Genomic DNA, 23,792 nt, shown 5'->3' on the forward strand with positions numbered 1-23,792 from the left:
AGTACGGAAAGTCCTTGAAAGGGTTCAAGGACTTTTTATTTTTTTGACATTTCGCCTGACTAACTTGGCGTAAATCTCCCGCCATCAGAGGTCAGGGGACACACCTCTCTTAGGAATGTCCCCAATATATGCGGGAGTCCAACGCCAATTAAGTCAGGCATTTGCAGTTCTAGAATTCAGATGGAGGAAAAGACTCTCCGTCTGAATTAAGAACTTGCTTCAATTTCCTTTATTTACATGATATAATTTTTTTATACTTTTAAAAGTAAATTTTGCCACTTTACCGGGAGGATGCACCGTGTCAGATCTTACACCCATGATGAAACAATACGAGGCAATCAAGATCAATCACAAAGATGCCCTTTTGTTTTTCCGGTTAGGCGACTTTTATGAAATGTTTTTGGACGATGCGGTAACGGCATCCCGTGAACTGGAAATTACATTAACGGCAAGAGACGGGGGAAATGGGAAAAAAATTCCTATGTGCGGTGTTCCTTATCATGCGGTTGACGGGTACCTGGCCAAACTGATCTCTCGCGGCTATAAAGTCGCTATATGCGAGCAAATGGAAGATCCCAGGTCTGCCAAAGGCATTGTGAAACGTGAAGTGATCCGGATTGTTACGCCGGGCACAGTTTTAGAAAGCAACATGCTCCAGGAGTCCAGTCAAAATTATTTGTTAGCCATCTCCCATCATGACAGCCATTTCGGTATCGCCTATACCGACATTTCTACAGGCGAATTCATGACCACGGAAATTTCCGGAGATACCACGGAACAGAAACTTTTTGATGAAATCGCCCGTATTAACCCGGCAGAATGCATTTTGCCCATGTCTCTTTATCATGACGAGCTGTTCCGGGCGAAACTTTTAAAGACTGTTTCCCTGACCATCACGAAAGTAGCCGACGATAATTTTCTTTTTCAGGATGCTTTGAAACAAGTATTATCTCACTTCCAGGTCGCTTCTGCCGATGCACTAGGGCTAAAAGATCTTCCTTCCGCTATTTGTGCCACGGGGGCGATCTTAAGTTTTTTAAAGGAAACCCAAAAAAAAGATTTATCTTACCTCAATCACTTGCGTACTTATTCTATTTCCTCGTTCATGATGATTGACCAAAGCACCAGAAGGAACCTGGAATTAATCTCCACGATTCGGGAAGGCCAGCGCAAAGGGTCCTTGCTTTGGGTTTGCGATAAAACCTCTACCGCTCTTGGCGCCCGCTTGGTTAAGCAGTGGATGGAAAAACCCCTCTTGGTCAAAGAACATATCGTGAAGCGGCTCAATGCAGTGGAAGAACTAACAAACAATGTTTTTGCCCGGGAAGATATCCGCCTGCTCCTAAAAAAAATCTATGACCTGGAACGCCTAATGAGTAGAATTGCTTACGGCAGTGCCAATCCCCGGGATTTAATTGCCCTAAAAAATTCGGTTACAGCCCTGCCTGAAATGGGACAGCTTATCAACACACTGCAAAGTGACCTTTTTCAGGATCTGGCCAAAAGCTTCGACCCTCTGGAGGATATCTCTATTTTAGTTGAAAAGTCTATCAACGACGATCCCCCCCTGTCTACCCGTGAAGGAGGCATCATCAAAGAGGGTTATGACGGGGAGGTTGATGAGTTACGCGGGATTACTTCCCATGGCAAACAATGGATCGCAGAATTGGAAGCAAAAGAAAAAAACCGGACGGGAATAAAGTCTCTCAAAGTAGGCTTCAATAAAGTTTTCGGCTATTTTATCGAGGTGACCCATGCCAATCTCTCTTCTGTTCCTGATCACTATGTACGGAAACAAACTTTAGCTAATGCGGAACGGTACATTACCCAGGAATTAAAAGAATGGGAGAATAAAATCTTGGGAGCCGGTGAAAAGCTGGCTTCCCGGGAATATGAATTATTTCATGCGGTCAGGGAAACCATTGCCCTGTCTGCGGGGAGGATTCAACAGACCGCCCGCGTAATCGCGCAAATAGATGTATTGTTGTCCTTTGCCATCGTGGCTTTGGAAAATAATTATGTGAAACCGGAAATCAATGAAAATGATATTATTCATATTATGGACGGACGCCACCCGGTGGTGGAAAAGATCGCCGGCACCAATTATGTTCCCAATGACACATACCTGGACAATCAGGAACACCAGGTTTGCCTTTTGACTGGACCAAACATGGCCGGAAAGTCAACCTATATGAGACAGGTGGCCTTATGTGTCCTGATGGCCCAAATTGGCTGTTTCGTACCGGCTGCTCAAGCCAAAATCGGCCTGGTCGACAGAATTTTTACCCGGGTGGGAGCGGCAGATGATCTAGCCGGCGGGCAAAGCACCTTTATGGTAGAAATGTGTGAGACCTCCAATATCCTGCGCCATGCCACCAAATCCAGCCTGATTATTTTAGATGAAATCGGTCGGGGAACCAGTACTTACGATGGCTTAAGCATTGCTTGGGCTGTCGTGGAATATATTTTGAAACCCCAAGTAGGGGCCAAAACCCTTTTTGCCACCCATTACCACGAGCTTACAGAGCTGGCGGAAAAGTACCCTCAGGTAAAAAACTATTCCGTCGCGGTAAAAGAAAAAGAAGGGGGCATTATCTTTTTAAGAAAAATAGTCCCCGGGGGAACCGATAAGAGCTATGGAATTCAAGTGGCAAAATTAGCCGGATTGCCCGAAGAATTGCTGAACAGAGCGAAAGAAATTTTACTGGAATTAGAGCAAACAGACATGACTGGAGACCTCAAAGGGAAAATGACTCCGGACAAGCATAAACCTCTTCAAATGAGCTTTTTTGTGCCGGATCCCCCCAAGCATCCTCTCGTCGCCGAGCTAGAGTCCTTGGACTTAAATAATCTCACGCCCTTGGATGCCTTGTTAAAGTTAAATCAATGGCAGCGCAAGCTGAAAAATTATAGCGGGTGAAATCAATGAATATCGGTATAGACGTGGGAGGTACTTTTACAGACACCGTTCTGGTGCATCAAGGAAAAGTGATTACCTCTTTTAAAACCGCCACCACAGCGAATATTATGACGTGTATCAACGAAACCATTAGGCAGGTTTCCCGGGAAGTTCCCGTCAAACAGTGGGACCGACTGGTGATCAGCACCACCATGTTGACCAATATAGTCGCACAGAGCCTCTTCGATCAAGTCGCCATATTAATTATACCCGGTCCCGGTATCAATCCCCATACCATAAAACTGCCGGGGCCAACTTTTTTTCTCAAAGGAGCAATAAACTTCCGGGGTCAGGAAATCGAAACACTTGATGAAAAAGATCTGGCTGTTCAAGGGAAGGAAATTTACCAAACAGGATATCGCCACGTAGCACTGGTAGGGAAATTCTCCGGACGAAACGGCCGGCAGGAAATCCAAGCCGCAGAACTGATGCGCAAAAGCTTTCCCGACTTAACACTGACGCTGGGACATCAGATCAGCGGACAATTGAATTTTCCCAGACGCTGTGTCACAACCTGGCTAACTGCAGCGACCCAAAGGCCCTACCGGCTTTTTCTCACCCAATTGGAAAATGCCCTACAGCAAGCCCAGGTTTCCTGCCCCGTGTTTATTATGAAAGCGGATGGGGGAGTAATTCCTTTACAGGCTGCAGCCAATCAACCGGCTGCTACGGTCTTTTCCGGGCCGGCAGCCAGTACCTTAGGCGCATGTGTGCTAACTCCGCCTGAACAATCATCAGTAATTATGGATGTGGGCGGGACTACCACAGACTTGGCCATGACATTATCCGGGATCCCGCTTATGGCTTCAAAAGGTCTTAGAGTGAACGGCTTTTTGACCCACGTGAGATCTTTATCCGTGAAACCGGTTCCTTTAGGCGGCGATTCCCCGGTAGAAATATCCCACAACCTTCCCCTTTTGGGGACGCAAAGGAAAGGGAAAGCGGCTTGTTTCGGCGGCGATCACCCTACCTTAACGGATGCAGTGAATATTGTGCATCATGTTCCCGGAACTCATATAGCGCTATCAAGAGCAGCTTTTGAGCGCGTTCTAGGTATTGAGCCGGATCAAGTACTGCTGTTCTCCCAAGAGGTGATCTCTTATGCGTGCCATAAAATCGCCGGGGCGATTGGTGAAATGATCCAGGAATGGCAGGATGAACCTGCTTATCAGGTCTGGCAGGTTGTCCAAAAAGCTGTTTCTTTCCCCCGGAACCTGGTCGGCATTGGCGGCGCCGCTCCCATTCTTACTCAACAGACAGCAAAACTCTTAAATATGGAACCCTCTATTCCTCCTTTTTACCAGGTAGCCAATGCCCTAGGATGTGCCGTCGCGAAACCCTCATTAACGCTAAACCTCCATATCGATACCGTCGCGCATCATATTATGGTATTGGAAGAAGGATGGCAGGAAGAATTCCATGAAGAAATATCCGAAAAGAAAGCCGTGAAAATTGCCAAGGAAATGCTGGTAGCACGGGCGAAAAAGTATTTTTTGCATCTATCGGAGTCGGATATTGAACTGGTGAATTGTGAAACTTTCAGTGTTCTCCAAGGATATTATCGTTCCGGATACATCATCAATGTAGAAGTCCAAATTCGTCCGGATCTGACAAGAATCCATTAACGAACTGCTTTTTTACGAATGGATGGAAAGGAAGTAAGAAAGTGTCCCTACCGACAGGTCTAATTTTCTTTCCCGCTTTTGATTGGAGTATTTCTCCTACCCATCCGGAGCGCCAGGAAAGACTTCTCTATACCCGGGATCAGTTGTTTGAGGAAGGGATCATGGACCTTCCCCAAATTAGAGAATTAAGTGCGGCCACAACCAACCTGAAACAGATCTACCGTACCCATATCTGTGTGCCTAATGCCGGGGAACAGGTGACAGATGCCCATTTAGTGGCGGTGGGAAGCTGCCTCAAGATGGCAGATGCCTTTTATGGAAAAGAAATCAAAAACGGTTTCGTCTTAGTCCGTCCCCCCGGACACCATGCCATGTGGGTGGTACATGGAAACAGGGGATTTTGCAATATCAATAATGAGGCAATTATGGTCAACTATATCAGAAGCAAATATGGCGTGAAAAAAATTGCCATTGTGGATACCGATGTGCACCACGGGGACGGCACCCAGGATATTTTTCACCATGATCCTGATGTTCTTTGCATCTCCTTTCACCAGGATCCCCAAACCCTTTATCCCGGAACCGGTTTTATTCATGAATTGGGCGGACCTACTGCCTTCGCATCCACGATTAATATTCCTTTACCGCCCGGGACGACCGACCAGGGCGTACAAATGGTCATGGATCATGTAATCATGCCGATTTTGGAAGATTTTGAGCCGGAATTAATTATTAATTCGGCAGGGCAAGATAACCATTTTACCGATCCTTTAGCCAATTTGCGCATGACTGCGGCCGGTTACGCCCGTCTGAATGAACAGCTGAAACCCCACATTGCCGTGTTAGAAGGAGGCTATGCGGTGGAAACCGCCTTACCTTATGTAAATACCGCCATTACGCTGGCAATGGCCGGCCTTGATTATTCTTTTGTCCGTGAACCGGGGCTGGAGGAATTTACCCAAAGTGAAAATGCTACGCGATCTATTAAAAGAACGATTTCTCAACTGATGGACCTGTGGAAAAACCGGAAAAAGGTGGATCTGGATAAAATTTTTGGGACGGACAGATTCTATTCCCGGCAACGAAATATTTATTACGACACGGAAGGTTTTTCCGATACCCAGAAAGAAATTGTCTACCGGTGTTCGGAATGTTCCGGCTATCTCCAGGTAGATTCCCGGGCCCGGCATCCCAATGGTGTCCAGTATCATATTTTCGCCGTCAAGGTCCCATTTCATTGCTGCCCCAGATGCGCTAAAATGGCTCAGGAGGCCTTTTCCCAAGAGATTGATAAGAATACCCATACCCATTATTATTTACAAGATATAGGGGGCCAGGAGTTTCATATGGTGTGGGGCAATAACCACCAAATCATTTATTTTGAGGAATAGGAAATGAAAAAAATAAAAATTTTAGATCCCTTAACCGCAAATCAGATTGCCGCCGGTGAGGTGGTAGAACGCCCCGTTTCGGTGGTAAAAGAACTGATTGAAAACGCCATTGATGCCGGCAGCACCCGGGTAAAAATCACCGTCTGGGAAGGCGGCATGAAAAGGATTCAGGTTTCCGACAATGGCTGCGGCATCTCGCCGGGAGATTTGAATATCGCCATTTTACGTCATGCGACCAGTAAAATAGAAACCGTACAGGACTTGAACTGTCTGCACACCCTGGGGTTCCGGGGTGAGGCATTACCTTCCATCGCCGCCGTGTCCAAGCTGGCGATTACGTCCCGCCTCCAGAACAGTTCGGTCGGATACATGATTCAAGTCAAGGACGGGCACTCTGGTGAAATAAGCGAAATAGGTACTCCTGTGGGTACTGAGGTCACGGTGGATCAACTTTTCTATAATACTCCGGCCCGGAAAAAGTTTTTAAAGACTCCCGTTACCGAGCTGGGCCAAATTTCCGACTTAGTAGGGCGGATGGCTCTGTCCCGTCCCGACATATCCTTCGCATTAATGGATGAAAAAAAAGTAATATTGAAATCACCGGGAAACAGTGACTTAGCTCAGGCTATTTATGCTGTTTATGGGGGTGAAATTGCCCGAAATATGAAAGAAATCAGCCACGAGGGGTTTCCCCGTATCTCGGGCTTTGTTACTTTGCCCCAAAGTACGCGTTCTTCCAGGCATTATTATAATTTCTTTATTAACGGGCGCTGGGTAAAAAGTCAAGAATTGGCCAGTTCCTTAGAAGAAGCCTATCATACCCGAATTCCTGACAAAAGATTCCCTGTGGCAGTGATCCACCTTGTGCTGGACCCAGAGCTGTTCGATGTAAATGTGCATCCGGCTAAATTGGAGATAAAATTTAAGGACATTTCACCTATCAAGGAAGCACTTTTAAGATCCGTACAAAGTGTTTTCGCCGTGCCCTCAAACTCTATCCCCCAAATTTACGCGCCACCGGTTAACCATAAAAAGTTGCCGGAAGCCCCAAAACAGGTGTACGATCAAATAACCTTGATAGAAGAAACAAAAGATGCTCATCATCCTTATTCCTTTGCGGATCAGGAGGCAGCGGTACCAAAAGTTTCTGAAATTCCTTCTGAAAAATATCCTGAAGAGTTCAAAGAAATAGCGGCGCCTTTTTTTTCGTCTTTAAAGATTTTAGGGCAGCTGGAAGGAACCTATATTATTGCCTCCGGAGACGAGGGCCTATACATCATCGACCAGCATGCCGCCCATGAAAGGATTCGGTATGAAAAAATTAAAAAGATTTTCTCAGAGCAGCCATCTGCTACCAACATACTGGCTGTTCCCATTCCCGTTGAGCTGACGCATCAACAGGCGGGCTGGCTCATTGAGCACATTCTTCATCTGACCGACCTGGGATTTGTTTTAGAACATTTTGGAGACCATACTTTTTTGTTGCGGGGAGTCCCCCGATGGCATCTGGAGGGAAATTCTCATGAATTATTATTGGATATTTTGGAAAAACTAGGTAACGATAAAGAATTTTTTACCAATGATACGCTGATGGAAGAAAAATTATTTTCTTTAGCGTGCAAAAGTTCTGTCAAGGCCAACCGTTATTTGACAGAATCGGACATCAGATTTTTATTGCAACATTTGGATTCCGTGGATAATCCCTTGTCATGCCCCCATGGCAGGCCGGTTTTAATCAAATTAACCCACGCTGAAATAAAACGGAGGTTTTTCCGCACTTGATAGTTCAGGAAGAGGGTGATAGAATCGAACGAGAAAAACTTGTCGTCATTGTTGGGCCTACAGCTGTGGGTAAAACTGAGATTTCGATACGCATTGCCGATCAGATAAACGGGGAAATTATTTCCGGTGATTCCATGCAGGTGTACCGGGGCATGGATATCGGCACAGCCAAGGTTCAGGAAAAAGAAATGATTTCCCCCAGGGGAAGAAAGATTCCCCATCATCTTATCGATATTATGGACCCGGATGCCAACTTTAGTGCGGCAGATTTCCAGCATCTGGCCCGCAAAGCCATCCATGAAATTAACGGGAAAGGTAAAATTCCTCTTTTAGTGGGGGGGACCGGTCTTTACGTTAATTCTGTCATTGACCCGTATAATTTTATGGAAATGGAGCATGATAAAAACTTTAGAATCACTCTTTTAGACGAAGCAGAGAGATCAGGGCCTGCATCCTTATATCATCAGTTATGCCGGATTGATCCCGAAGCGGCCCAGCGTATCCATCCTAACGATGTGCGCCGGATGATCAGAGCCATAGAAGTATTTTATCAAACCGGAAAAACCATCACGGAACTTCGAAGTCACCGGCCTGATCAATCATCGCCCTATTCTTTTGTGATGATCGGGCTTTATTTGGAACGGGATCTGCTTTATCCTAAAATAAACGATCGGGTTGACCAGATGATCAAAATGGGGCTCATAGAAGAGGTGAGTGAATTACTGAAAAAGGGATACCATCCCAGACTAAATTCCATGCAAGGGTTGGGATATCGTCAGATGGCGGCGTATTTAACAGGAATTCTTACCAAGGAGGAAGCCATTCGTCTCCTAAAAAGAGATACCAGGCGTTTCGCGAAAAGACAGTTTACCTGGTTTAAACGGGATGAGAGGATTAAATGGTATCATATCACTGATTTTTCGGAAAAAACCCTTTGTGCCGAAAAAATTACTGAATATATCGGAAGGACTCTGGGAATTCCTGTAGAATAGTATTAAATACCAAATGTTGGAGGGAAATTAATGACAAAGAATAATTTTAATTTACAAGACTTTTTTCTAAATCAAGTTAGGAAAGACAATACCGCCGTTACTATTTATTTAATAAATGGTTTCCAAATAAAAGGATTTGTCCGGGGTTTTGACAGTTTTACGGTGGTTATGGATGTGGAAGGCAAACAACAAATGGTGTATAAACATGCTATTTCCACTATTATGCCTGCCAAACCTGTTAATATTATGATGGAAAAACCGGAATAACCCAAACGGTCCACGAAAGGACAAAGGCTCTTAAAGCACAACATTGTTGTGCTTTATTTCTTTTTGTGCACATTGTGCCAGAAGAAAAAATATAATGATATTAATATCCCTTCTCTCAACGAGGTGACAGCTTTGGAAATAAAAATGCGGTTAAATCCAGGAGGGAGAAAAGTATTTGAAACCATATCTTCCCACGATCACAAAAAAGAAGAGACAAGTTTACTAAAGGTTGAGAAAGAAACGGAATCTTCTCCGGATAATCCTAAAGTAAGGGAAATATTTAAGGAGCTTGACAATCTCATTGGGCTACGCGAGGTAAAAAAGGTTATCTATGAGGTCCAGGCATTTGTCGAAATTCAAAGGCGCCGGGCAAAAGAAAAATTGTCCACAGAACCAACTGTCTTGCATGCTGTCTTTAAAGGGAATCCAGGAACCGGGAAAACCACGGTGGCAAGAATTGTCGCCAAACTTTTCAAAGAAATCGGGGTGCTGCAAAAAGGCCATTTAGTCGAAGTGGAAAGGGCGGATCTGGTGGGGGAATATATCGGTCATACCGCCCAGAAAACCCGGGACCACCTGCAAAAAGCGATTGGAGGTGTCCTTTTTATTGACGAAGCCTATTCTTTAGCCCGTGGGGGAGAAAAGGATTTTGGCAAGGAGGCCATTGACGTGATTGTCAAAGCCATGGAAGACCATCGGGACAATCTAATCTTAATTTTAGCCGGTTATAAAGACGAAATGGATTGGTTTCTGCGCACAAACCCAGGTCTAAGGTCCCGGTTTCCTCTCCATATCGATTTTCCCGATTATAGGATTGAAGAATTGATGGAAATCGCCAATTTAATGATTAAAGCCAGGCAGTACCAATTAACTACTGAATCTCAGGCAGCCTTGGAAAGGATTTTACGGGCCCAATTATTACCCGGACATGAACATTCCGGAAATGCCCGTTTAGTACGAAATATTGTGGAATCCGCCATGCGCCAGCAGGCGGTACGTTTAATGGAAAAAAGCAGAACTTCCCGGGAGGATTTGATGACACTGGAAACTATCGATATTTTAAGCGCCTCCAGAAGAGTCCACGAACACTAATAAAGATTGCGAAAAAACCAGAAAAAAGCTATACTTTTGATGATATTCCGTTACACAGATTTTGATATGGAGGAAATATGTTCAATGGACTTTGATTCTAGTCAACGATACGCCGACAATGTGGTATTGCAATGTGAGAAGAGCATTAGTGAAAGGACCCGTTTTAACCTAAATAAAGTATTGACCGCTTTTCGCAGAGCAAAAGTATCCGATTTGCACCTGCAGTCTTCCACGGGCTATGGATATAACGATATCGGGCGGGATGGCCTGGAAGACATATACGCAGAAATTTTCCGCGGGGAAGAGGCTTTGGTCCGGCATCATATTATTTCAGGGACCCACGCTATTGCCCTCTGCTATTTCGGCAACCTGTTTCCTGGCGATGAATTATTAGCGGTAGGGCGGCCTTATGATACTTTACATAAAGTAATCGGCACGGAAAAAAAGGAACCTGGGACACTGCGGGAGCTAGGCGTTAAATACCGGGAGTTTCCCCTAGAAGAAAACGGTACCGTAAATATCGATGCCTTGGTTCAAACGATTACACCGGCAACCAGGATCCTTTCGCTCCAACGCTCCAAAGGATATCAGTGGAGAGCCTCCCTCACCATAGAAGAAATTGAAAAAATTACTTTAACCGTAAAAAAACGATGGCCGAAAGTAATCATTTTTGTCGATAACTGCTATGGTGAGTTTGTGGAGGAAAGGGAACCGCTAGAAGCGGGAGCAGATCTGATTGCCGGCTCCTTAATAAAAAATCCCGGGGGAGGGATCGCCCCCGGGGGAGGATATATTGTAGGGAGAAGGGATTGGGTAACCCGGGCCGCGGCCAGGCTAACTGCTCCGGGAATTGGTAAAGAAATCGGTCCCAGTTTGGGGAATAACCGTTTGCTTTATCAAGGGCTTTTTTATGCCCCTCATATCGTCGGAGAAGCTCTCAGCGGAGCAGTATATGCTGCAGCTTTATGTTCCGCCTTAGGCTTAGAGGTACTGCCGGAGCCATCTGGTATGCGCACCGATATTATCCAAGCGATCAAGCTGAAAAAAAGGGAAAGGGTTATTGCCTTTTGCCGGGGAATTCAACGCTACTCACCTGTTGACTCTCACGTATCTCCGGAACCATGGGACATGCCCGGTTATGACGATCAGGTAATCATGGCTGCGGGAGCTTTTGTTCAAGGATCATCAATTGAGTTAAGTGCGGATGCTCCCATGAGGAAACCCTTCATCGTCTACATGCAGGGAGGTACCAGCCGTCACCATGTAAGGCTGGCGGTAACGGAGACCATGCGGGAGATGTTAGAAGGAGGATTATTATAGCGAAAAGATAAAGCGCCTTCCTGGCGCTTTTATTTCATTTTCCGGAACAATCCCACAACCCGGCCTAATATTTTTGCATCCTCCACAATAATAGGTTCCATAAAGCGATTTTCCGGCTGTAATCGAATATATCCATTCTCTTTAAAAAACCTTTTTACCGTAGCCTCCTCATCCAAAAGAGCCGCTACAATATCCCCATTCCGTGCATAAGTCACCTTTTCGATAATGACATAATCCCCATCTAGAATTCCCGCCTCAACCATACTGTCCCCGGAAACATTTAGCATAAAGAGATCATTATTGGCTTGAATAAAATCAAGGGGAACGGGAAAATTGTCCTCAATATTTTCCATCGCCAGAATAGGCTGCCCGGCTGTAATTTTTCCCAGGATCGGCACATTGATCATTTCTTTTAATATATTCACATTCCCTGATCCATCGGTGATTTCAATAGCCCGGGGTTTAGTAGGGTCCCGTCTCAGGTATCCCTTTTGCTCTAAAACATTCAAGTGACCATGGACAGTTGAACTTGAGCTTAAGCCGACAGCTTCACCAATTTCCCGTACTGATGGGGGATAGCCTTTCTTTTTTAACTCTTTCTTAATATACTCTAAAATATCTATTTGGCGCGAAGACAAATCTTCATACAAATTTTAACACCTCCCAAAAACATGAAATTATCTCCTTTGATTATAACATGATATTTTTGATATATCAAACATTTGTTCGAATTAATTATTGACACCGTACATTAGTTCGGTTACAATAAATCCAGAACATTCGTTCGGAGGGGATAATTAATGAGAATAAAACACAAAAAATATCGATTAAACTTAAATAAGTTGTTGACAGCAGGATTGTTTCTCTTTGTATGTGCAGGATGTCTCAGCCTAGGACTAAAAGTAGCCGCAGCTAATTTTTACAGCGCAAGTGGAAAAACCGCATATATCGAAGTAATCGTCAAAAGCGGAGATTCTTTATGGGACCTAACAGAAAAGCATTATACAGGCAAGGATGATATACGGAGGATTATTTATGAAGTAAAAAAGATGAATGATTTACCCAGTGCAAATCTAGTTCCAGGTCAAATTATTAAACTTCCGCAATACTAATAGTCCTAAATAAATTAATTGAGATTCAGGTCTTATACAGCTATAATGAAAATGCAGACTATTTTTTAGTCGGGGAGGAAATTATTGTGGAAGAAACTTTAAATAAGATATTAGCAGAACTCCAATTGTTAAATAATAAAGTCAGCGGCATTGAAGAAGGGCAGCGGAACTTCGAGCAAGGACAGTGGAATCTGGAACAGGGTCAACGAAGCCTGGAAGAAAGACAACGGAACCTGGAATTGGGTCAGCGAAACCTGGAAGAAGGGCAACAAAATCTGGAATTGGGTCAGCGAAACCTGGAAGAAGGGCAACAAAATCTACAAACTGAATTAAGATTAGGTTTTGAAAATGTCAGCAAGAAGCTTGATACGATTTCAGCCCAGGTTGCTCATAATACGGAACAAGAAATAAAGTTAAATGATGTGATTTCAAAGGTTGAAGAACATGACACAGACATTAAGCTGATAAAAAAGTTTTTTATCAGCCAGTCCAATAATCAATTATAGAAGCATTCATTCTAAATAATTTGATAACAATTCGGTTAAACATCTAAAATATAAAATAAATGGCTACAGAGCATTTCTGTGGTCATTATTTTTTTCATAATGTATGTTCAATTTTTATATAAATGAAAAAAGAATACAACAAGGCTATGATCCTGTTAACCCTAATTAAATACAACTTCCGATAATAATAATTATGTAAACTAGGATTAAATTTTCCAATCATACTTGATACGAGGCAAACCCATTTTATCGTAACGCCTAAATAACAAAGTATGACTAACAACCAAACCATAATTATCTTTAATATACTTGCATGCTAATCTAGAGGACCTAGTTTCCGAATAAATTTTATGACTTTCCATAATTTGATTATAAGTTAATTCAACAGGTGGACGACCAACAATACCTCTTTTCACAGGATACACCTCCAACAAGGTATATCCTAGCATACAATTATCATTACCGGAAGTTATTAAAATGTACTAAATTACCCACCCTTTCCCAATACTTTAACAATATCGTACACTTACTAAATTAAAATGTCAATATATGTCTAAATAATTTTTTCATTTAACTTATTATTTATTGAGCCTTTTTTAAAGGTTCTAAAAGACTATTAGCAGCGCCGATTAATGCACCTTCTATTACAGCAATCTTATGTTGTACCTGATCCATTTCTGCCTTATGTACCTGGCTATTATGATGCAAAGCAGATAACCATTCATGACTCTCTTCAATCTTTGATTTCAAGCCATATAATTCATCTACTTTAGGCTTTATACCATTTATATCCTCAGAAAGATTCTTTAATTCTGTCAAAATTTGTTGTAAAATTTTTTCCATCATCATTACCCCTTTATAAATTATTTAAAATTTAACAATACTTTATAGGATTTCACATATTTCTTAACAGTATTATCTATTTGATTATTATTAATATCAATCAATGTTCCGGCCAATGCACTTTTAACCTTTGAACGATAGGCACGAGTCAATTCATTTATAGGAAATCCACTTTTTACACCCATTACAAGACATCTTAAAACAGGATCATCAGTTTCACCATACACAAATAATTCCGGAATTGTTTCACGACTCTTATATGTTTCTAAATCATCTAAACGCCTTTTTATTTCCAAAGAAATCTCCACCCTTGTCCACTTAATCCAATCATCTAGTTTCCGCTCTTTAGCCTTATTATATACTTTAATACGCCCATATCCAACCCCAAAATAATGTGTTACATCATCTTTACCAAAACTAAAATATTTATACGTATGAAGTTTTCCCTTATCTATAAGTAAATTATTAATATGTTCTGCTATATCCCAAGCTACATCCGCAGACACCAATTCAACGGTATTTTTAGCAAAAAAGGTTTCAAGAATCTTTTTTAGAAACCCATCAATAGGTATTTTATTAGGATTATATTCTATATATAACCATTGCTTTATCTCTGGCCGGGAAATACTATTTGGAGAAAAACCTAAATAATAAGACTCAGATCCTCCAAAAACCAAGTTCTCAGCAATAACCCAATTATGACGACATACATTTAATTTAGTACTTGTCCAATATTTTTGCACCTCATAATCATTGCGCTTTAAAATATCTTCAAATTTTTCCCCCCTCTTAAAATCCTGAAGTAAAGCATCACAACCTAAAAAATCATTCGCCCACCTCTGAAACCATTCAAAATGAACTCTTGAACGTAAGCGGACCATATCAACAGAAATAGAAAAAATAGGAGAAGCAAAGTCCGTATTTTTAGCTTCAGAAGAAGAAAAATTTGTCTCAAGATCATTTAAACATTTTGGTCCCGATGTAATATATGACACGAAATCCGCCTTGTTAGATACTGGCGGATCATTTTTTTGATATTCTAAAAAGCTCATTTTAAACTCCCCCGTTAATATCATATTAACTGCAGCTAATATAAAAATCACTCGCACCAAAACCATACTGCCCAACAGACTACCAGCAAAGCATAGATATTGAGATCCTAACAGTTAATGTACTATATGCCCCTTCGGCATCCCGCTTCGATGGTCATATATACAGTACAAGTCTAATCGGCCTACTTATCTGGCAACTATTTATTTGACCGAGATTATAGGATTCAAATCAAATAAAATGCACATTCCGCAGAACAACAAGAACGATCATCACCAAAAAGGAAAGGGGAATCCCCTGCCCAGCCCCCAGCCAGACAAAAAGGATAAACAAATTGCAATAATTATTGCTTGCTGCATGCATAGTTCTGGTTGCTTAAATTGTGTCAAAATCATGAACAATTCAAGCAACCAGAACACCCAATAAAATATAAAAAGGTTACTTTTTGCTTATGCACACATCACGATCAGGACATTCTTGACATCCGCTGCTTTTATGTACTTGGCAAGTCTTTTCCTCCCAATTGGGACCCCAATAATACTCACTATTATAATTATCACAAACATTTAGAATATTTTTTAAATCACAATCATCAGCATACATACAGCTACTACAATTAATATCCAAATTTAACACCCCCCTTTCGATGGATCATAACCCGGCACAAAATCAGACAAAAGCCACCAAACTAAATCGTAATGCTCATGGTTAATACAATAAATCATCTGGCTAACAACACGATATTCCCTAGAATCAGAAAAATCATCTATAGCGTTAAGAGCATTTCTTAAACCACAAAGAAGGCCAAGATTAAAACTATCAAAAATAAAACATTTATGTTTGCCAAAAACACTATCAAGAATCTCTTCTTCAATACGAACCAAAATACGATACCGAGCAAGACTAATGGTATTTGGATACAAATAAAAAATATCACGTTTAACCATCATTTTAACAGCACCAACCTTTCTTTAATTATTTTACTCACTTCTTTAACTATATTGTATCACACCTTGACTATATTGTAAATAACTACTTTAAAAAATCTTGACTTTTTTTATCAACACTGATAATATAATGATCATAGAATTGATCAAAATAATTAAGTTGGAGGTATTAAGAATGATTATTAACAAACTATCAGCAATAATGGGAACAAAAAGACTAAAAATATCAGACGTTGTGAAAGGAACAGGACTTGCGAGAAACACAGTAAGTGAACTTTATTACGACCGTGTACAACAAATAAACATAAACACACTTAACAAATTATGTAATTACCTAAACGTAAACATAGGAGAAATACTTGAATTTACAAAAGACGAAAACCCGTCAAAGTAACCTATTTTCCCTTGGCAAATATTCTGTATTTTTCATTCTGTCAATCTTTTTATATGAATCAAATAAACCCCTTAAATAATCATCCATAATGTAATTTTTGCGCCATTCACGCCGAAGGCGCATTTTTTTATCTGGGTTATCAATTACCGCATTATAATCGTAGGCATCGAAAGCCCGAAGAAAAACCCACCTGCCCAGCAAGCAACGACATTCTACTACCTGAAAACATTGCTCCCTTATCTGTTTTACAACCCTGGTAAATGCCTGGGAAGTGGTAACAATCTTTACCCTTTGTTTTCGTTGCTGAGTAATCTCACGTAAAAGAGCTTCCGGAAAGTTATTCCATTTTGTGGAATCATATTCGTTTTGTATTTCATCAATTGCGAAAATGACGCCATCTTCACCATTACGAATTTCAAAGAATTGTTTCCAATCGACAAATGGCTCATCTTCTTTGTCATATCCAAAGTTAGTTAGTATTTTGCATTTTGGAAATTTTTTTCTCATACTTTCGAGATACCAAACCAAAGAAGTACTTTTACCGGCACCCTGACGACCACAAAAAATCGTGACACCAAATTCATTAAATTTCCTACCATTTTTGAGTACGTACCGCCAATCCCTATATACCCATAAAAGAAATAGAAATAGTTTCATAAAAAAACTATTTCTTTCAAAATCATGTTTTTTAGTCATTATAAATACCCCCTTATGTTTATATGCCAATTTCATTTTGAGCCCTCCCAGGCCCCCCTGGGACCCTGTGGGAGGGCTCAAAATCATGAAATACCAGGAACCTTTCTAACAATCCACATCACAACTTGATATATGGAATCGCTCATGGACAAAACTACCCAACCACCAAGACAAAGACCCAATACATTCATAGGCATAAAGTAGGATACTGCCTGAAAAACCTCAATTAAACCAGTTAGAGGTGTAGACAAATGAAAATCAAATACCGGCAACATATCAACCATGCTCCGTACAAACGAAAACAAAAAACCCAGTACTGCCTCAGTAACCATCATAACCCCCCCTGCCCTGCTATCATGGCACTTATTTTACGGATCGAGTAGGCTCCAAATAACAAGATCAAAAATCCTCCAAGCCAGAACCTAATCTTAGGAGCAATATAATTTACAAAAGTAGGATCAACAACTGTAACTGTAGATCCATGCCAATTAATAGTTATTCCCTGCCAATCTGATTGATCAGTTAAGCTATCTGATAAATCGGAAAAACTAGATTCTATTTCAGAAACAGCAGGAAATTTAACTGAAAAAGCATCCATAATAGATCCCAATTGATCATCAAACCAACCATCAGCAGGAACAAAAGCAATAGCAACAAAAAAATTCTCAGAATATGGATTAAGATACGAAATCACATTTGTTATACCATTAGCCAAATTTGCAAAACCATTTTCAAGCGACGTCCAAACATCAGATAATTTAAGTAAAAGACTGTCTTTCATGCCTATAATGTTATCTTTTATAGCAAAAAGATAGCTTACTAAAGTATCTATAACGTCACCGAACCAACCGGAAACATCCTCTTTAAATTCTCCAATGCGATCAAAAACATCAATAATATGAATAGCCAAAGATGCAACGGCATTAATTATCCAGGTATTAATTGAATTAGAGATATTAGTTAAAGTGGTACGGACATTTGTAATGCCATTGCCTAATGCAGTAAACGCATCACCCAACCCCGAAAGCGCCGACTGAATAAGGCTACCGATAGCATTAAGGCCAGGATTAATAACGCTTTCGGCAAAATCACCGAGCAAGTCGCCAATAGTGTCGGTAACAAATCCGACAATTCCAGACCATATGGATTCGTAATCGGGGGGTTCGGATCCTCCCCCGGGTTCTCCCCCTCCCCCGGGGTCCCCTGAGGGTCCAGTTCATCAATTGTCATTAGATATGAAGTGGTACATAATAAAGCACCATGAGACTCAGTAGCTATGGACCCTGAACGACTCATTCTTAAATATGACTGCTCATCTGCAGTATGGAGATAATACGAACTACCACTCCTATACAACGTACAACTAACATCATTGCCTATAAGTTGCCACCAAGTATGCTGGTCCCAAATAAAATAGACATAATCCCCATTTAATTGACTATAAAAACTTTCCAATTGCGCTGAAGATGGTTTAGAACCTTCAGGTACAGAACTAAAGTAATCATCCCATTCCTCAGGATAAGCAAAGGCAGATGAAAATAACGAAAGCAACAACACCAAAGAAAACAAGAATACCTTCAGGTATTTTTTCATACATAAATCTCCATCCTTTCTAAATTTTTAAGGCCCAGGGCATCAGCCCCAGGCCACCCCGGAAAAAACCGTTAAAAGAATTTATACACAATACGGGGAATCAATGCAACACCGATCATAATAGCCATAAGGCCTACACCGATGGGCAACAATACGGCTAAATTATCGGTTAATGCCGCCGTAATAGGTGCTAATTGAGCAGAAGTTAACAATGCGCCGCCAACAGGATCCAATTAATTTCACCCCCTTCCAATCCAGCCTAAAAGCCGGTTTTTAGAAGAACTTGTAAATAATGCGGGGAATAAGGGCCACACCGATCATAATGGCCATCAGACCAACACCAACCGGCAGTAATACACCAAGGTTTTCAGTTACAGCGGTGGTAATAGGTGCTAACTGTTCAGCCGTTACAATCGCAGTACCTAATGTAAACATTGCTTTCCCTCCTCTCACATAAACATTTTCCAAATTGGCCGCAAAAGGAAAAACCAGACTATAAGAACTGCCGATCCAATCACAACCAAAAAATAAAGCAATACATGAATTTCCGTAACGGTAGACACCAAAGAGTCTACTTTATCAGCTATGTAAATGATTTTTTCTAAGGCATCACCGCTCAGTATTACTTCTTGTGGCATAGCAAAAACCTACCTTAAAATTTCTTTTCAACCTTTGGGACCAAAGAAACCGACTTGACTTTTATGGAGCTTTTACCCTGCCAATTCTCAAAAGCAAGGGCCAAATCAATAAAGTCACCCGACTTTAACCCTTCCGGCAAAGCTACATCACTGGTCAAAAAAATCTCATACTTTTCGAAATCTTCCGGGTTTCGAAGAACCAACACCCGGTATTCGTTACCAGAACCCTTTGCAATACCTTTCTTCAGTTCGTGAAATTCCGCAGTAATAGAACCCTTAGGTTTCATTATTACCCTCCTTTTTAAAATGTTTTTTCTTCAAAACAGTCCAGGCAAATCATTTTATTGTCCCGAACTAAAGCAAAACCAAAGACTATTTTCCTTCCACAACAGGCACACGGTGTACGATAAAATATTTTCATGCCACCCCCTACCCTTCCATGGTTTTTGTATCTAAATAGAGTTTTATTATTTCATCCTGGATCAAATCCACCAAATGAACTTTATAAAACTCTAAACTGTTTATAGCCAATTTGGGCCGGTCGAAAGAATTCATAACAACCAGTTTTCCGCTACTCCTAATTTCCATAATCACTTGATATAAAGTTTTCATGCAAATTCCCCCTAGTTTTTTGCCTCAATTTTACCACTTTTTAGTTTCGTAAGTGTACTAAATTCTATGAATAATAATTATGTAAACTAGAAAGTTTTTTGATGCTTGGGAGGAGTCTTCTGGACCCGCTCCTCAGAGTATTTCGGTCAATTGTAATTCCTTTAAAACATCTGCTAATTCCCTCATGAGTTACCCCGATCTTTATTTGACCTTCAGCATTAATCCATGTCGAAATACGCAAGGTTCAGTTCATTTTACCGATGCGAGGATCAAATAATACGATAAACTACGACGCTCTAATTTGCCCTGTAGGCCGTTATAATGACGTGGTAAGGTATTTTCCACCTCGCAAAGATATCTAGGGTCCTTACAATGCACTTTAAAACCCAACTCATTATGTTGATTATTGTGTGCTTATATTGGCATATATCATGAGAAATCAAAAAGTTCTTGCTCATATTTGTTAATCAGGTTTTATTCTCCTTTTTTGGCGGAACAACAGTCAATCAACATAGACCATAATGCCCACCTATTTTTCAGGTCATTCTTCCCTCCCAAATTTTTAAATTATCTAGTTATGTAAACTAGATAATTTTAATATAATTTATTCTAAACCTGCCTTATATCTTTTCTTAAAACTATCAACTGATGCAGTATACCCTGTTGCCAAAAAACACTGGCACCCAAGGGTAAAATAACAAGGGGCAGAGCATGAAAAACTTCCTTCCATTAAAAAATAGGGTGAAACTCCTTACTGTTACTAGACTGGAGAGAAAGGAGTTAATCACCCTATTCTACTTGAAATGAGAACAGCTAATTTAACTTAGCTTCATTGCTTTATATTGTTGTGTGATTTTTACAATTGCTTCTTCAGTCGGGATTCTTTCGCCACTTGAGCCAGATGCGTAGCCCACCGCACTGGAATACTTGATTGAATACTGAGCAGTTTCAACATCGCAGAAAGGACCGCCATGGGTTAAGACATTGATATCGGGATTCACACCTTTTGCAGCCTTGATCATCTCTTGCACATCCTTAGTTGCTTTCTCCAGTGAGATTACTTCAGACTCCCCCGACATTCCACCGGTAGTCACACCGATCATAGCTCCTAGAATGTCAGCCCCAGCCTTTGCCATTGTACAAGCCTCTTGTGGAGACATTACCCAGGCAATGGTAAAGATGTTTTTGGCTCTGGCGCGTCGAATTAATTCAACTTCAGTTGAAAAACCCAGCCCTGCACGTTCCAACTGATTGGCAAAGTATTCTCCATACAACCCAACAAAGGGTTCATTTGTCACGCCTGAAAAACCCATTTGAACGACATGATCAAGAAACGAATCCATGTCCAAAGCAGGATCATGTGCGCCAATTCCCGCAATACAAGGGGTACTTTTAACGGTTGGAAGAATCTCCTTAGACATGTTGAGCAGATGCTCATTAGCATTGCTGTACGGTAACCAAGCCATTAAGGAGGGTATGCCGCGCATTCGATATATTGCTGTGGAGTACACACCAATAAGATCCGCTCCGCCCTTCTCTGCACATTTTGCTGTAAGCCCACTGCCTGCGCCGAACATAATTAGGGGTTTGCCGGATTTTATTTGTCCGTGCAACCTCTCCATAATCTGTTCACGAGAGTATCTTTGTGCCATCACCGTACCCCCAATCACACAGATTGAACATATGCCAAATCGCTGCGGGAATTCTTTTCCCATTTGCCATTCAACATATCGGATAAAATCCCTGACATCAGATCGGAAAATTCCGGTTCATTCATATGTTTATCGACGATTAATAATTCAATATTTGGCTTATCCAGATTTAGATAATCCTTCAGGCCATCAATAAAGCGCTTGCTTCTTAATGACCATTCGGGCTTATCCGGATCGGCTATCCAGGTTGGTCCTGCACTCGGGCCTGCCCAACCAAGATTTTTATCAGGTATCTTCAGATCGCAGGCACCCCACCCGCGCATGGGTACACAGATAACCGCAGGTCCTGTAGCTTCGTTTAATTTCTTGGCCATATTCTCGGCAATACGATACGCTTCTTCCGGAAGAATGCCAATACATGTTACGTTTGGATTATGTTCATAAATAGAACGGCCTGGAAGGTGTATTTGGTTCATATAATGCTCAGGTATCGTATTCTTAGGCCCAAAATTAATCAGGTCTAGCCCTCCGGGAGCAATGACCTGCGGGATGCCTTTTCGGCTGGCAGCCGTTAACCTGTTAGGCCCTGCACTTAAGACACCACCTAGCATTTCGTCGGCAATTTCATGTGTGGTAATGTCCAGGATCCCCTTAATAAAACCGTCATCAATCAATTGCTCCATGGACATGCCGCCCGAGCCTATGGCATGATTAACCATCACCTCGTAGCCTTGTTCCTCCATGAACTTGGATGCCCGCAATACACAGGGCGTCGTCACACCAAACATCATACAGCCTATCATTGGTTTATCATTTTGAGTATCAATTTTAGGTGAATTTGCCATTCCGACAATGGCACCCGCAGCATTGGTTAAGATCCTCTTGGTTAAAGTATTAATCCCTGCTTCTGCAATCGGATACATCATACAAATGTCTTTCGTGCCAACATAGGGACGAACATCACCGGATGTCATTGTCGTGACCATAAGTTTGGGGATACCGATGGGCATACTCTGCATAATAGCCGTTCCAATGCTTGCGCCCATGGAGCCTCCACAGACGATAATTCCGTCAACTTCTCCCTGATTCACCAATCTGTTCACATACTTAATAGCCCCTTCAGTCACCCAAGTTGAGGCCTGATAACGATCTACCTTATAAACATCCTCCGGCTTTTTTTCGATCCCGGACAGGATTTCACTCAACCCGATATCAGCCCATCCAACTTCTTTTCCCACACTCAGTTCTAGAATAGTAGGTACTCCGCCGGCAGCAGCCACCTGCTGTGCCAGATATTTGATTTCCTCTCCCTTCGTGTCAAGAATACCTGCAACAAGGATTTTAGCCTTCATTCTATCTCGCCTCTCCTCCTATTTTACCAATATTTCTTGTACCAAGTAAAAATTATTAGAAGACGCATGAATTATGGAAGTGTAGTCAGATCACTTTCTAAGGGACTGATTTTTGAATTCCTTAACAGCTTCCGTCAAGGGTACTTCAATTGGGATACGCTCGATGCTGGAAGCTCCAAGGAATCCTACTGAATCAGTATGCTGATAGATATAAGCAGTATCTTGCGGTGATGATATAGGTCCGCCATGGGCAAAAATCAAAATATTCGGATTACCATTGCGCGCTGCTGCAGACATGCGGTTAACTAATGCTGCGGCATCTTGCAGCGAAATTTTTTCAGAGTATTTTGAGCCGATTGCCCCACCCGTTGTTAGCCCCATGTGGCAAATCATCACATCCATCCCTGCCTTGCCCACTATTTCTGCCTCTTCTTCGTTAAACGCATAGGCAATTGTAAACATTCCCATCTCGGATGCCAGTTTTAAAGTTTCAATCTCCTTGCCATAACCCATTCCAGTATCTTCAAGTTCTTGGCGAAAACGTCCGTCAATCAGACCAACAGTGGGAAAATTCATCACAGCGGAAAATCCCAAATCTACCAGGCTTTTCAGATATGGTCTCATTTCACGTGTGGGATCAGTACCGCAGATTCCCGCGATCATTGGCGCTTCCTTGATTTGGGGAAAAACCCGATGTGCCAGATCAATGACAATTTGATTTGCATTCCCGTAAGGCATCAATCCCGCAAGAGAGCCATTACCATCCATCCGATAAAGACCGGAATTATATACTCCTACGAGATCTGCACCTCCACGTTCAGCAAATTTACCCGAAATACCTGTACCTGCGCCTGCAATAATGATTGGCTTGCCTTCAGAAATACTTTTCGTCAGCCTGTCTAGTACCTGTTTTCTTGTGTACTGTTTTGCCATCGTGAGATCCTCCCTTTTTTTATTTTTTGTATTTAT

At 41.7% G+C, this 23,792-nt stretch carries 27 protein-coding genes; 11 read left to right on the forward strand and 16 right to left on the reverse strand.

Annotated elements, in window-relative coordinates; translation table 11 throughout:
• Window positions 1-298 precede the first annotated feature (298 nt).
• The 8 genes from mutS to DCMF_RS05160 all read left to right on the forward strand — a co-directional run bounded on the left by mutS (window position 299) and on the right by DCMF_RS05160 (window position 11,428).
• A complete protein-coding gene (gene mutS / locus DCMF_RS05125) occupies window positions 299-2,920 on the forward strand; it encodes a DNA mismatch repair protein MutS (protein WP_214659104.1) in 2,622 nt (873 codons plus the stop codon).
• A gap of 5 nt (window positions 2,921-2,925) precedes the next feature.
• Window positions 2,926-4,584: a hydantoinase/oxoprolinase family protein gene (locus DCMF_RS05130; protein WP_148133429.1), complete on the forward strand. Its 1,659-nt coding sequence runs from the start codon at window positions 2,926-2,928 to the stop codon at window positions 4,582-4,584.
• Between the two features lie 41 nt (window positions 4,585-4,625).
• Window positions 4,626-5,975, forward strand: coding sequence for a histone deacetylase family protein (locus DCMF_RS05135; RefSeq protein WP_148133430.1), 1,350 nt, complete (start codon window positions 4,626-4,628; stop codon window positions 5,973-5,975).
• Between the two features lie 3 nt (window positions 5,976-5,978).
• On the forward strand, window positions 5,979-7,757 hold the full coding sequence (gene mutL / locus DCMF_RS05140) for a DNA mismatch repair endonuclease MutL (RefSeq protein ID WP_148133431.1): 1,779 nt from the start codon (window positions 5,979-5,981) through the stop codon (window positions 7,755-7,757).
• Window positions 7,754-8,749 carry a tRNA (adenosine(37)-N6)-dimethylallyltransferase MiaA gene (gene miaA, locus DCMF_RS05145; protein ID WP_236860194.1) on the forward strand — a complete coding sequence of 332 codons (996 nt, stop codon included), beginning with the start codon at window positions 7,754-7,756 and terminating at the stop codon, window positions 8,747-8,749. The genes mutL and miaA overlap by 4 nt, the downstream gene beginning before the upstream one ends.
• Before the next feature lie 30 nt (window positions 8,750-8,779).
• A complete protein-coding gene (hfq, locus tag DCMF_RS05150; protein WP_148133432.1) occupies window positions 8,780-9,016 on the forward strand; it encodes an RNA chaperone Hfq in 237 nt (78 codons plus the stop codon).
• A gap of 132 nt (window positions 9,017-9,148) precedes the next feature.
• Window positions 9,149-10,108, forward strand: a complete 960-nt coding sequence (locus tag DCMF_RS05155) for an AAA family ATPase (RefSeq protein WP_236860195.1) — start codon at window positions 9,149-9,151, stop codon at window positions 10,106-10,108.
• An 84-nt stretch (window positions 10,109-10,192) separates the two neighbouring features.
• The gene (locus DCMF_RS05160; RefSeq protein WP_214659105.1) at window positions 10,193-11,428 is read left to right on the forward strand and encodes a methionine gamma-lyase family protein; all 1,236 of its coding nucleotides are present in this window, start codon (window positions 10,193-10,195) and stop codon (window positions 11,426-11,428) included.
• Window positions 11,429-11,457: 29 nt separating this feature from the next.
• Here the strand turns inward: DCMF_RS05160 and lexA are convergent, their stop codons facing one another.
• Window positions 11,458-12,078 carry a transcriptional repressor LexA gene (lexA, locus tag DCMF_RS05165; protein ID WP_148133434.1) on the reverse strand — a complete coding sequence of 207 codons (621 nt, stop codon included), beginning with the start codon at window positions 12,076-12,078 and terminating at the stop codon, window positions 11,458-11,460.
• A 150-nt stretch (window positions 12,079-12,228) separates the two neighbouring features.
• Here lexA and DCMF_RS05170 point away from each other — a divergent pair, with 150 nt between their 5' ends.
• Window positions 12,229-12,540, forward strand: coding sequence for a LysM peptidoglycan-binding domain-containing protein (locus DCMF_RS05170; RefSeq protein WP_148133435.1), 312 nt, complete (start codon window positions 12,229-12,231; stop codon window positions 12,538-12,540).
• Between the two features lie 86 nt (window positions 12,541-12,626).
• Window positions 12,627-13,046, forward strand: coding sequence for a hypothetical protein (locus tag DCMF_RS05175; RefSeq protein ID WP_148133436.1), 420 nt, complete (start codon window positions 12,627-12,629; stop codon window positions 13,044-13,046).
• Between the two features lie 206 nt (window positions 13,047-13,252).
• On the opposite strand, the gene DCMF_RS05180 is transcribed toward DCMF_RS05175, so the two are convergent.
• From DCMF_RS05180 to DCMF_RS05195, 4 genes are all read right to left on the reverse strand, one after another.
• Entirely contained in the window at window positions 13,253-13,462 is a 210-nt protein-coding gene (locus tag DCMF_RS05180; RefSeq protein WP_148133437.1) for a hypothetical protein, read from the reverse strand.
• 166 nt (window positions 13,463-13,628) lie between these two features.
• Entirely contained in the window at window positions 13,629-13,895 is a 267-nt protein-coding gene (locus tag DCMF_RS05185) for a hypothetical protein (protein WP_148133438.1), read from the reverse strand.
• A 14-nt stretch (window positions 13,896-13,909) separates the two neighbouring features.
• Window positions 13,910-14,941, reverse strand: coding sequence for a hypothetical protein (locus DCMF_RS05190; protein WP_148133439.1), 1,032 nt, complete (start codon window positions 14,939-14,941; stop codon window positions 13,910-13,912).
• Between the two features lie 627 nt (window positions 14,942-15,568).
• Window positions 15,569-15,889 (reverse strand): hypothetical protein, encoded by a 321-nt coding sequence (locus DCMF_RS05195; protein WP_148133440.1) that lies wholly within the window; start codon window positions 15,887-15,889, stop codon window positions 15,569-15,571.
• A gap of 172 nt (window positions 15,890-16,061) precedes the next feature.
• Here DCMF_RS05195 and DCMF_RS05200 point away from each other — a divergent pair, with 172 nt between their 5' ends.
• Complete coding sequence (locus tag DCMF_RS05200) at window positions 16,062-16,280, forward strand: helix-turn-helix domain-containing protein (RefSeq protein WP_148133441.1); 219 nt, start codon at window positions 16,062-16,064, stop codon at window positions 16,278-16,280.
• Here DCMF_RS05200 and DCMF_RS05205 read toward each other — a convergent pair.
• The 11 genes from DCMF_RS05205 to DCMF_RS05245 form a co-directional block, all read right to left on the reverse strand.
• A complete protein-coding gene (locus DCMF_RS05205) occupies window positions 16,272-17,012 on the reverse strand; it encodes a zonular occludens toxin domain-containing protein (RefSeq protein ID WP_214659106.1) in 741 nt (246 codons plus the stop codon). The two genes, DCMF_RS05200 and DCMF_RS05205, sit on opposite strands and share 9 nt — an antisense overlap.
• A 47-nt stretch (window positions 17,013-17,059) precedes the next feature.
• The gene (locus DCMF_RS05210; protein WP_148133442.1) at window positions 17,060-17,311 is read right to left on the reverse strand and encodes a hypothetical protein; all 252 of its coding nucleotides are present in this window, start codon (window positions 17,309-17,311) and stop codon (window positions 17,060-17,062) included.
• Window positions 17,308-17,994, reverse strand: a complete 687-nt coding sequence (locus DCMF_RS05215; RefSeq protein ID WP_148133443.1) for a hypothetical protein — start codon at window positions 17,992-17,994, stop codon at window positions 17,308-17,310. The genes DCMF_RS05210 and DCMF_RS05215 overlap by 4 nt, the downstream gene beginning before the upstream one ends.
• Window positions 17,970-18,569, reverse strand: a complete 600-nt coding sequence (locus tag DCMF_RS05220; protein ID WP_148133444.1) for a hypothetical protein — start codon at window positions 18,567-18,569, stop codon at window positions 17,970-17,972. Before DCMF_RS05220 ends, DCMF_RS05215 begins: the two co-directional genes overlap by 25 nt.
• A gap of 71 nt (window positions 18,570-18,640) precedes the next feature.
• Window positions 18,641-18,802 (reverse strand): hypothetical protein, encoded by a 162-nt coding sequence (locus DCMF_RS29085; RefSeq protein WP_214659107.1) that lies wholly within the window; start codon window positions 18,800-18,802, stop codon window positions 18,641-18,643.
• A 40-nt stretch (window positions 18,803-18,842) separates the two neighbouring features.
• On the reverse strand, window positions 18,843-19,004 hold the full coding sequence (locus DCMF_RS29090; RefSeq protein WP_214659108.1) for a hypothetical protein: 162 nt from the start codon (window positions 19,002-19,004) through the stop codon (window positions 18,843-18,845).
• A gap of 217 nt (window positions 19,005-19,221) precedes the next feature.
• Complete coding sequence (locus DCMF_RS05225) at window positions 19,222-19,494, reverse strand: hypothetical protein (RefSeq protein ID WP_148133445.1); 273 nt, start codon at window positions 19,492-19,494, stop codon at window positions 19,222-19,224.
• 142 nt (window positions 19,495-19,636) lie between these two features.
• Window positions 19,637-19,819, reverse strand: a complete 183-nt coding sequence (locus DCMF_RS05230) for a hypothetical protein (protein ID WP_148133446.1) — start codon at window positions 19,817-19,819, stop codon at window positions 19,637-19,639.
• An 818-nt stretch (window positions 19,820-20,637) separates the two neighbouring features.
• Window positions 20,638-21,471: a phosphoenolpyruvate hydrolase family protein gene (locus DCMF_RS05235; protein ID WP_214659109.1), complete on the reverse strand. Its 834-nt coding sequence runs from the start codon at window positions 21,469-21,471 to the stop codon at window positions 20,638-20,640.
• Window positions 21,472-21,485: 14 nt separating this feature from the next.
• The gene (locus tag DCMF_RS05240; RefSeq protein WP_148133448.1) at window positions 21,486-22,823 is read right to left on the reverse strand and encodes a Tm-1-like ATP-binding domain-containing protein; all 1,338 of its coding nucleotides are present in this window, start codon (window positions 22,821-22,823) and stop codon (window positions 21,486-21,488) included.
• A 90-nt stretch (window positions 22,824-22,913) separates the two neighbouring features.
• Window positions 22,914-23,756, reverse strand: coding sequence for a phosphoenolpyruvate hydrolase family protein (locus tag DCMF_RS05245; RefSeq protein WP_148133449.1), 843 nt, complete (start codon window positions 23,754-23,756; stop codon window positions 22,914-22,916).
• Window positions 23,757-23,792 lie beyond the last annotated feature (36 nt).

The sequence above is a fragment of the Candidatus Formimonas warabiya genome (genome assembly GCF_002777255.1).
Lineage (GTDB): Bacteria > Bacillota > Dehalobacteriia > Dehalobacteriales > Dehalobacteriaceae > Formimonas > Formimonas warabiya.

What these genes read in the sequence shown, in the direction of transcription:
- DCMF_RS05200 (WP_148133441.1), top strand. Translation starts at nt 16,062, where the DNA reads ATGATTATTAACAAACTATCAGCAATAATGGGAACAAAAAGACTAAAA.
- DCMF_RS05130 (WP_148133429.1), top strand. Translation starts at nt 2,926, where the DNA reads ATGAATATCGGTATAGACGTGGGAGGTACTTTTACAGACACCGTTCTG.
- DCMF_RS29090 (WP_214659108.1), bottom strand. Translation starts at nt 19,004, where the DNA reads ATGTTTACATTAGGTACTGCGATTGTAACGGCTGAACAGTTAGCACCT.
- hfq (WP_148133432.1), top strand. Translation starts at nt 8,780, where the DNA reads ATGACAAAGAATAATTTTAATTTACAAGACTTTTTTCTAAATCAAGTT.
- DCMF_RS05245 (WP_148133449.1), bottom strand. Translation starts at nt 23,756, where the DNA reads ATGGCAAAACAGTACACAAGAAAACAGGTACTAGACAGGCTGACGAAA.
- DCMF_RS05190 (WP_148133439.1), bottom strand. Translation starts at nt 14,941, where the DNA reads ATGAGCTTTTTAGAATATCAAAAAAATGATCCGCCAGTATCTAACAAG.
- DCMF_RS05225 (WP_148133445.1), bottom strand. Translation starts at nt 19,494, where the DNA reads ATGAAACCTAAGGGTTCTATTACTGCGGAATTTCACGAACTGAAGAAA.
- DCMF_RS05160 (WP_214659105.1), top strand. Translation starts at nt 10,193, where the DNA reads ATGGACTTTGATTCTAGTCAACGATACGCCGACAATGTGGTATTGCAA.
- DCMF_RS05210 (WP_148133442.1), bottom strand. Translation starts at nt 17,311, where the DNA reads ATGATGGTTACTGAGGCAGTACTGGGTTTTTTGTTTTCGTTTGTACGG.
- DCMF_RS05205 (WP_214659106.1), bottom strand. Translation starts at nt 17,012, where the DNA reads ATGAAATTGGCATATAAACATAAGGGGGTATTTATAATGACTAAAAAA.
- DCMF_RS05235 (WP_214659109.1), bottom strand. Translation starts at nt 21,471, where the DNA reads ATGGCACAAAGATACTCTCGTGAACAGATTATGGAGAGGTTGCACGGA.
- DCMF_RS05185 (WP_148133438.1), bottom strand. Translation starts at nt 13,895, where the DNA reads ATGATGATGGAAAAAATTTTACAACAAATTTTGACAGAATTAAAGAAT.
- mutL (WP_148133431.1), top strand. Translation starts at nt 5,979, where the DNA reads ATGAAAAAAATAAAAATTTTAGATCCCTTAACCGCAAATCAGATTGCC.
- DCMF_RS05230 (WP_148133446.1), bottom strand. Translation starts at nt 19,819, where the DNA reads ATGAAAACTTTATATCAAGTGATTATGGAAATTAGGAGTAGCGGAAAA.
- DCMF_RS05195 (WP_148133440.1), bottom strand. Translation starts at nt 15,889, where the DNA reads ATGATGGTTAAACGTGATATTTTTTATTTGTATCCAAATACCATTAGT.
- DCMF_RS05220 (WP_148133444.1), bottom strand. Translation starts at nt 18,569, where the DNA reads ATGAAAAAATACCTGAAGGTATTCTTGTTTTCTTTGGTGTTGTTGCTT.
- DCMF_RS05170 (WP_148133435.1), top strand. Translation starts at nt 12,229, where the DNA reads ATGAGAATAAAACACAAAAAATATCGATTAAACTTAAATAAGTTGTTG.
- DCMF_RS05240 (WP_148133448.1), bottom strand. Translation starts at nt 22,823, where the DNA reads ATGAAGGCTAAAATCCTTGTTGCAGGTATTCTTGACACGAAGGGAGAG.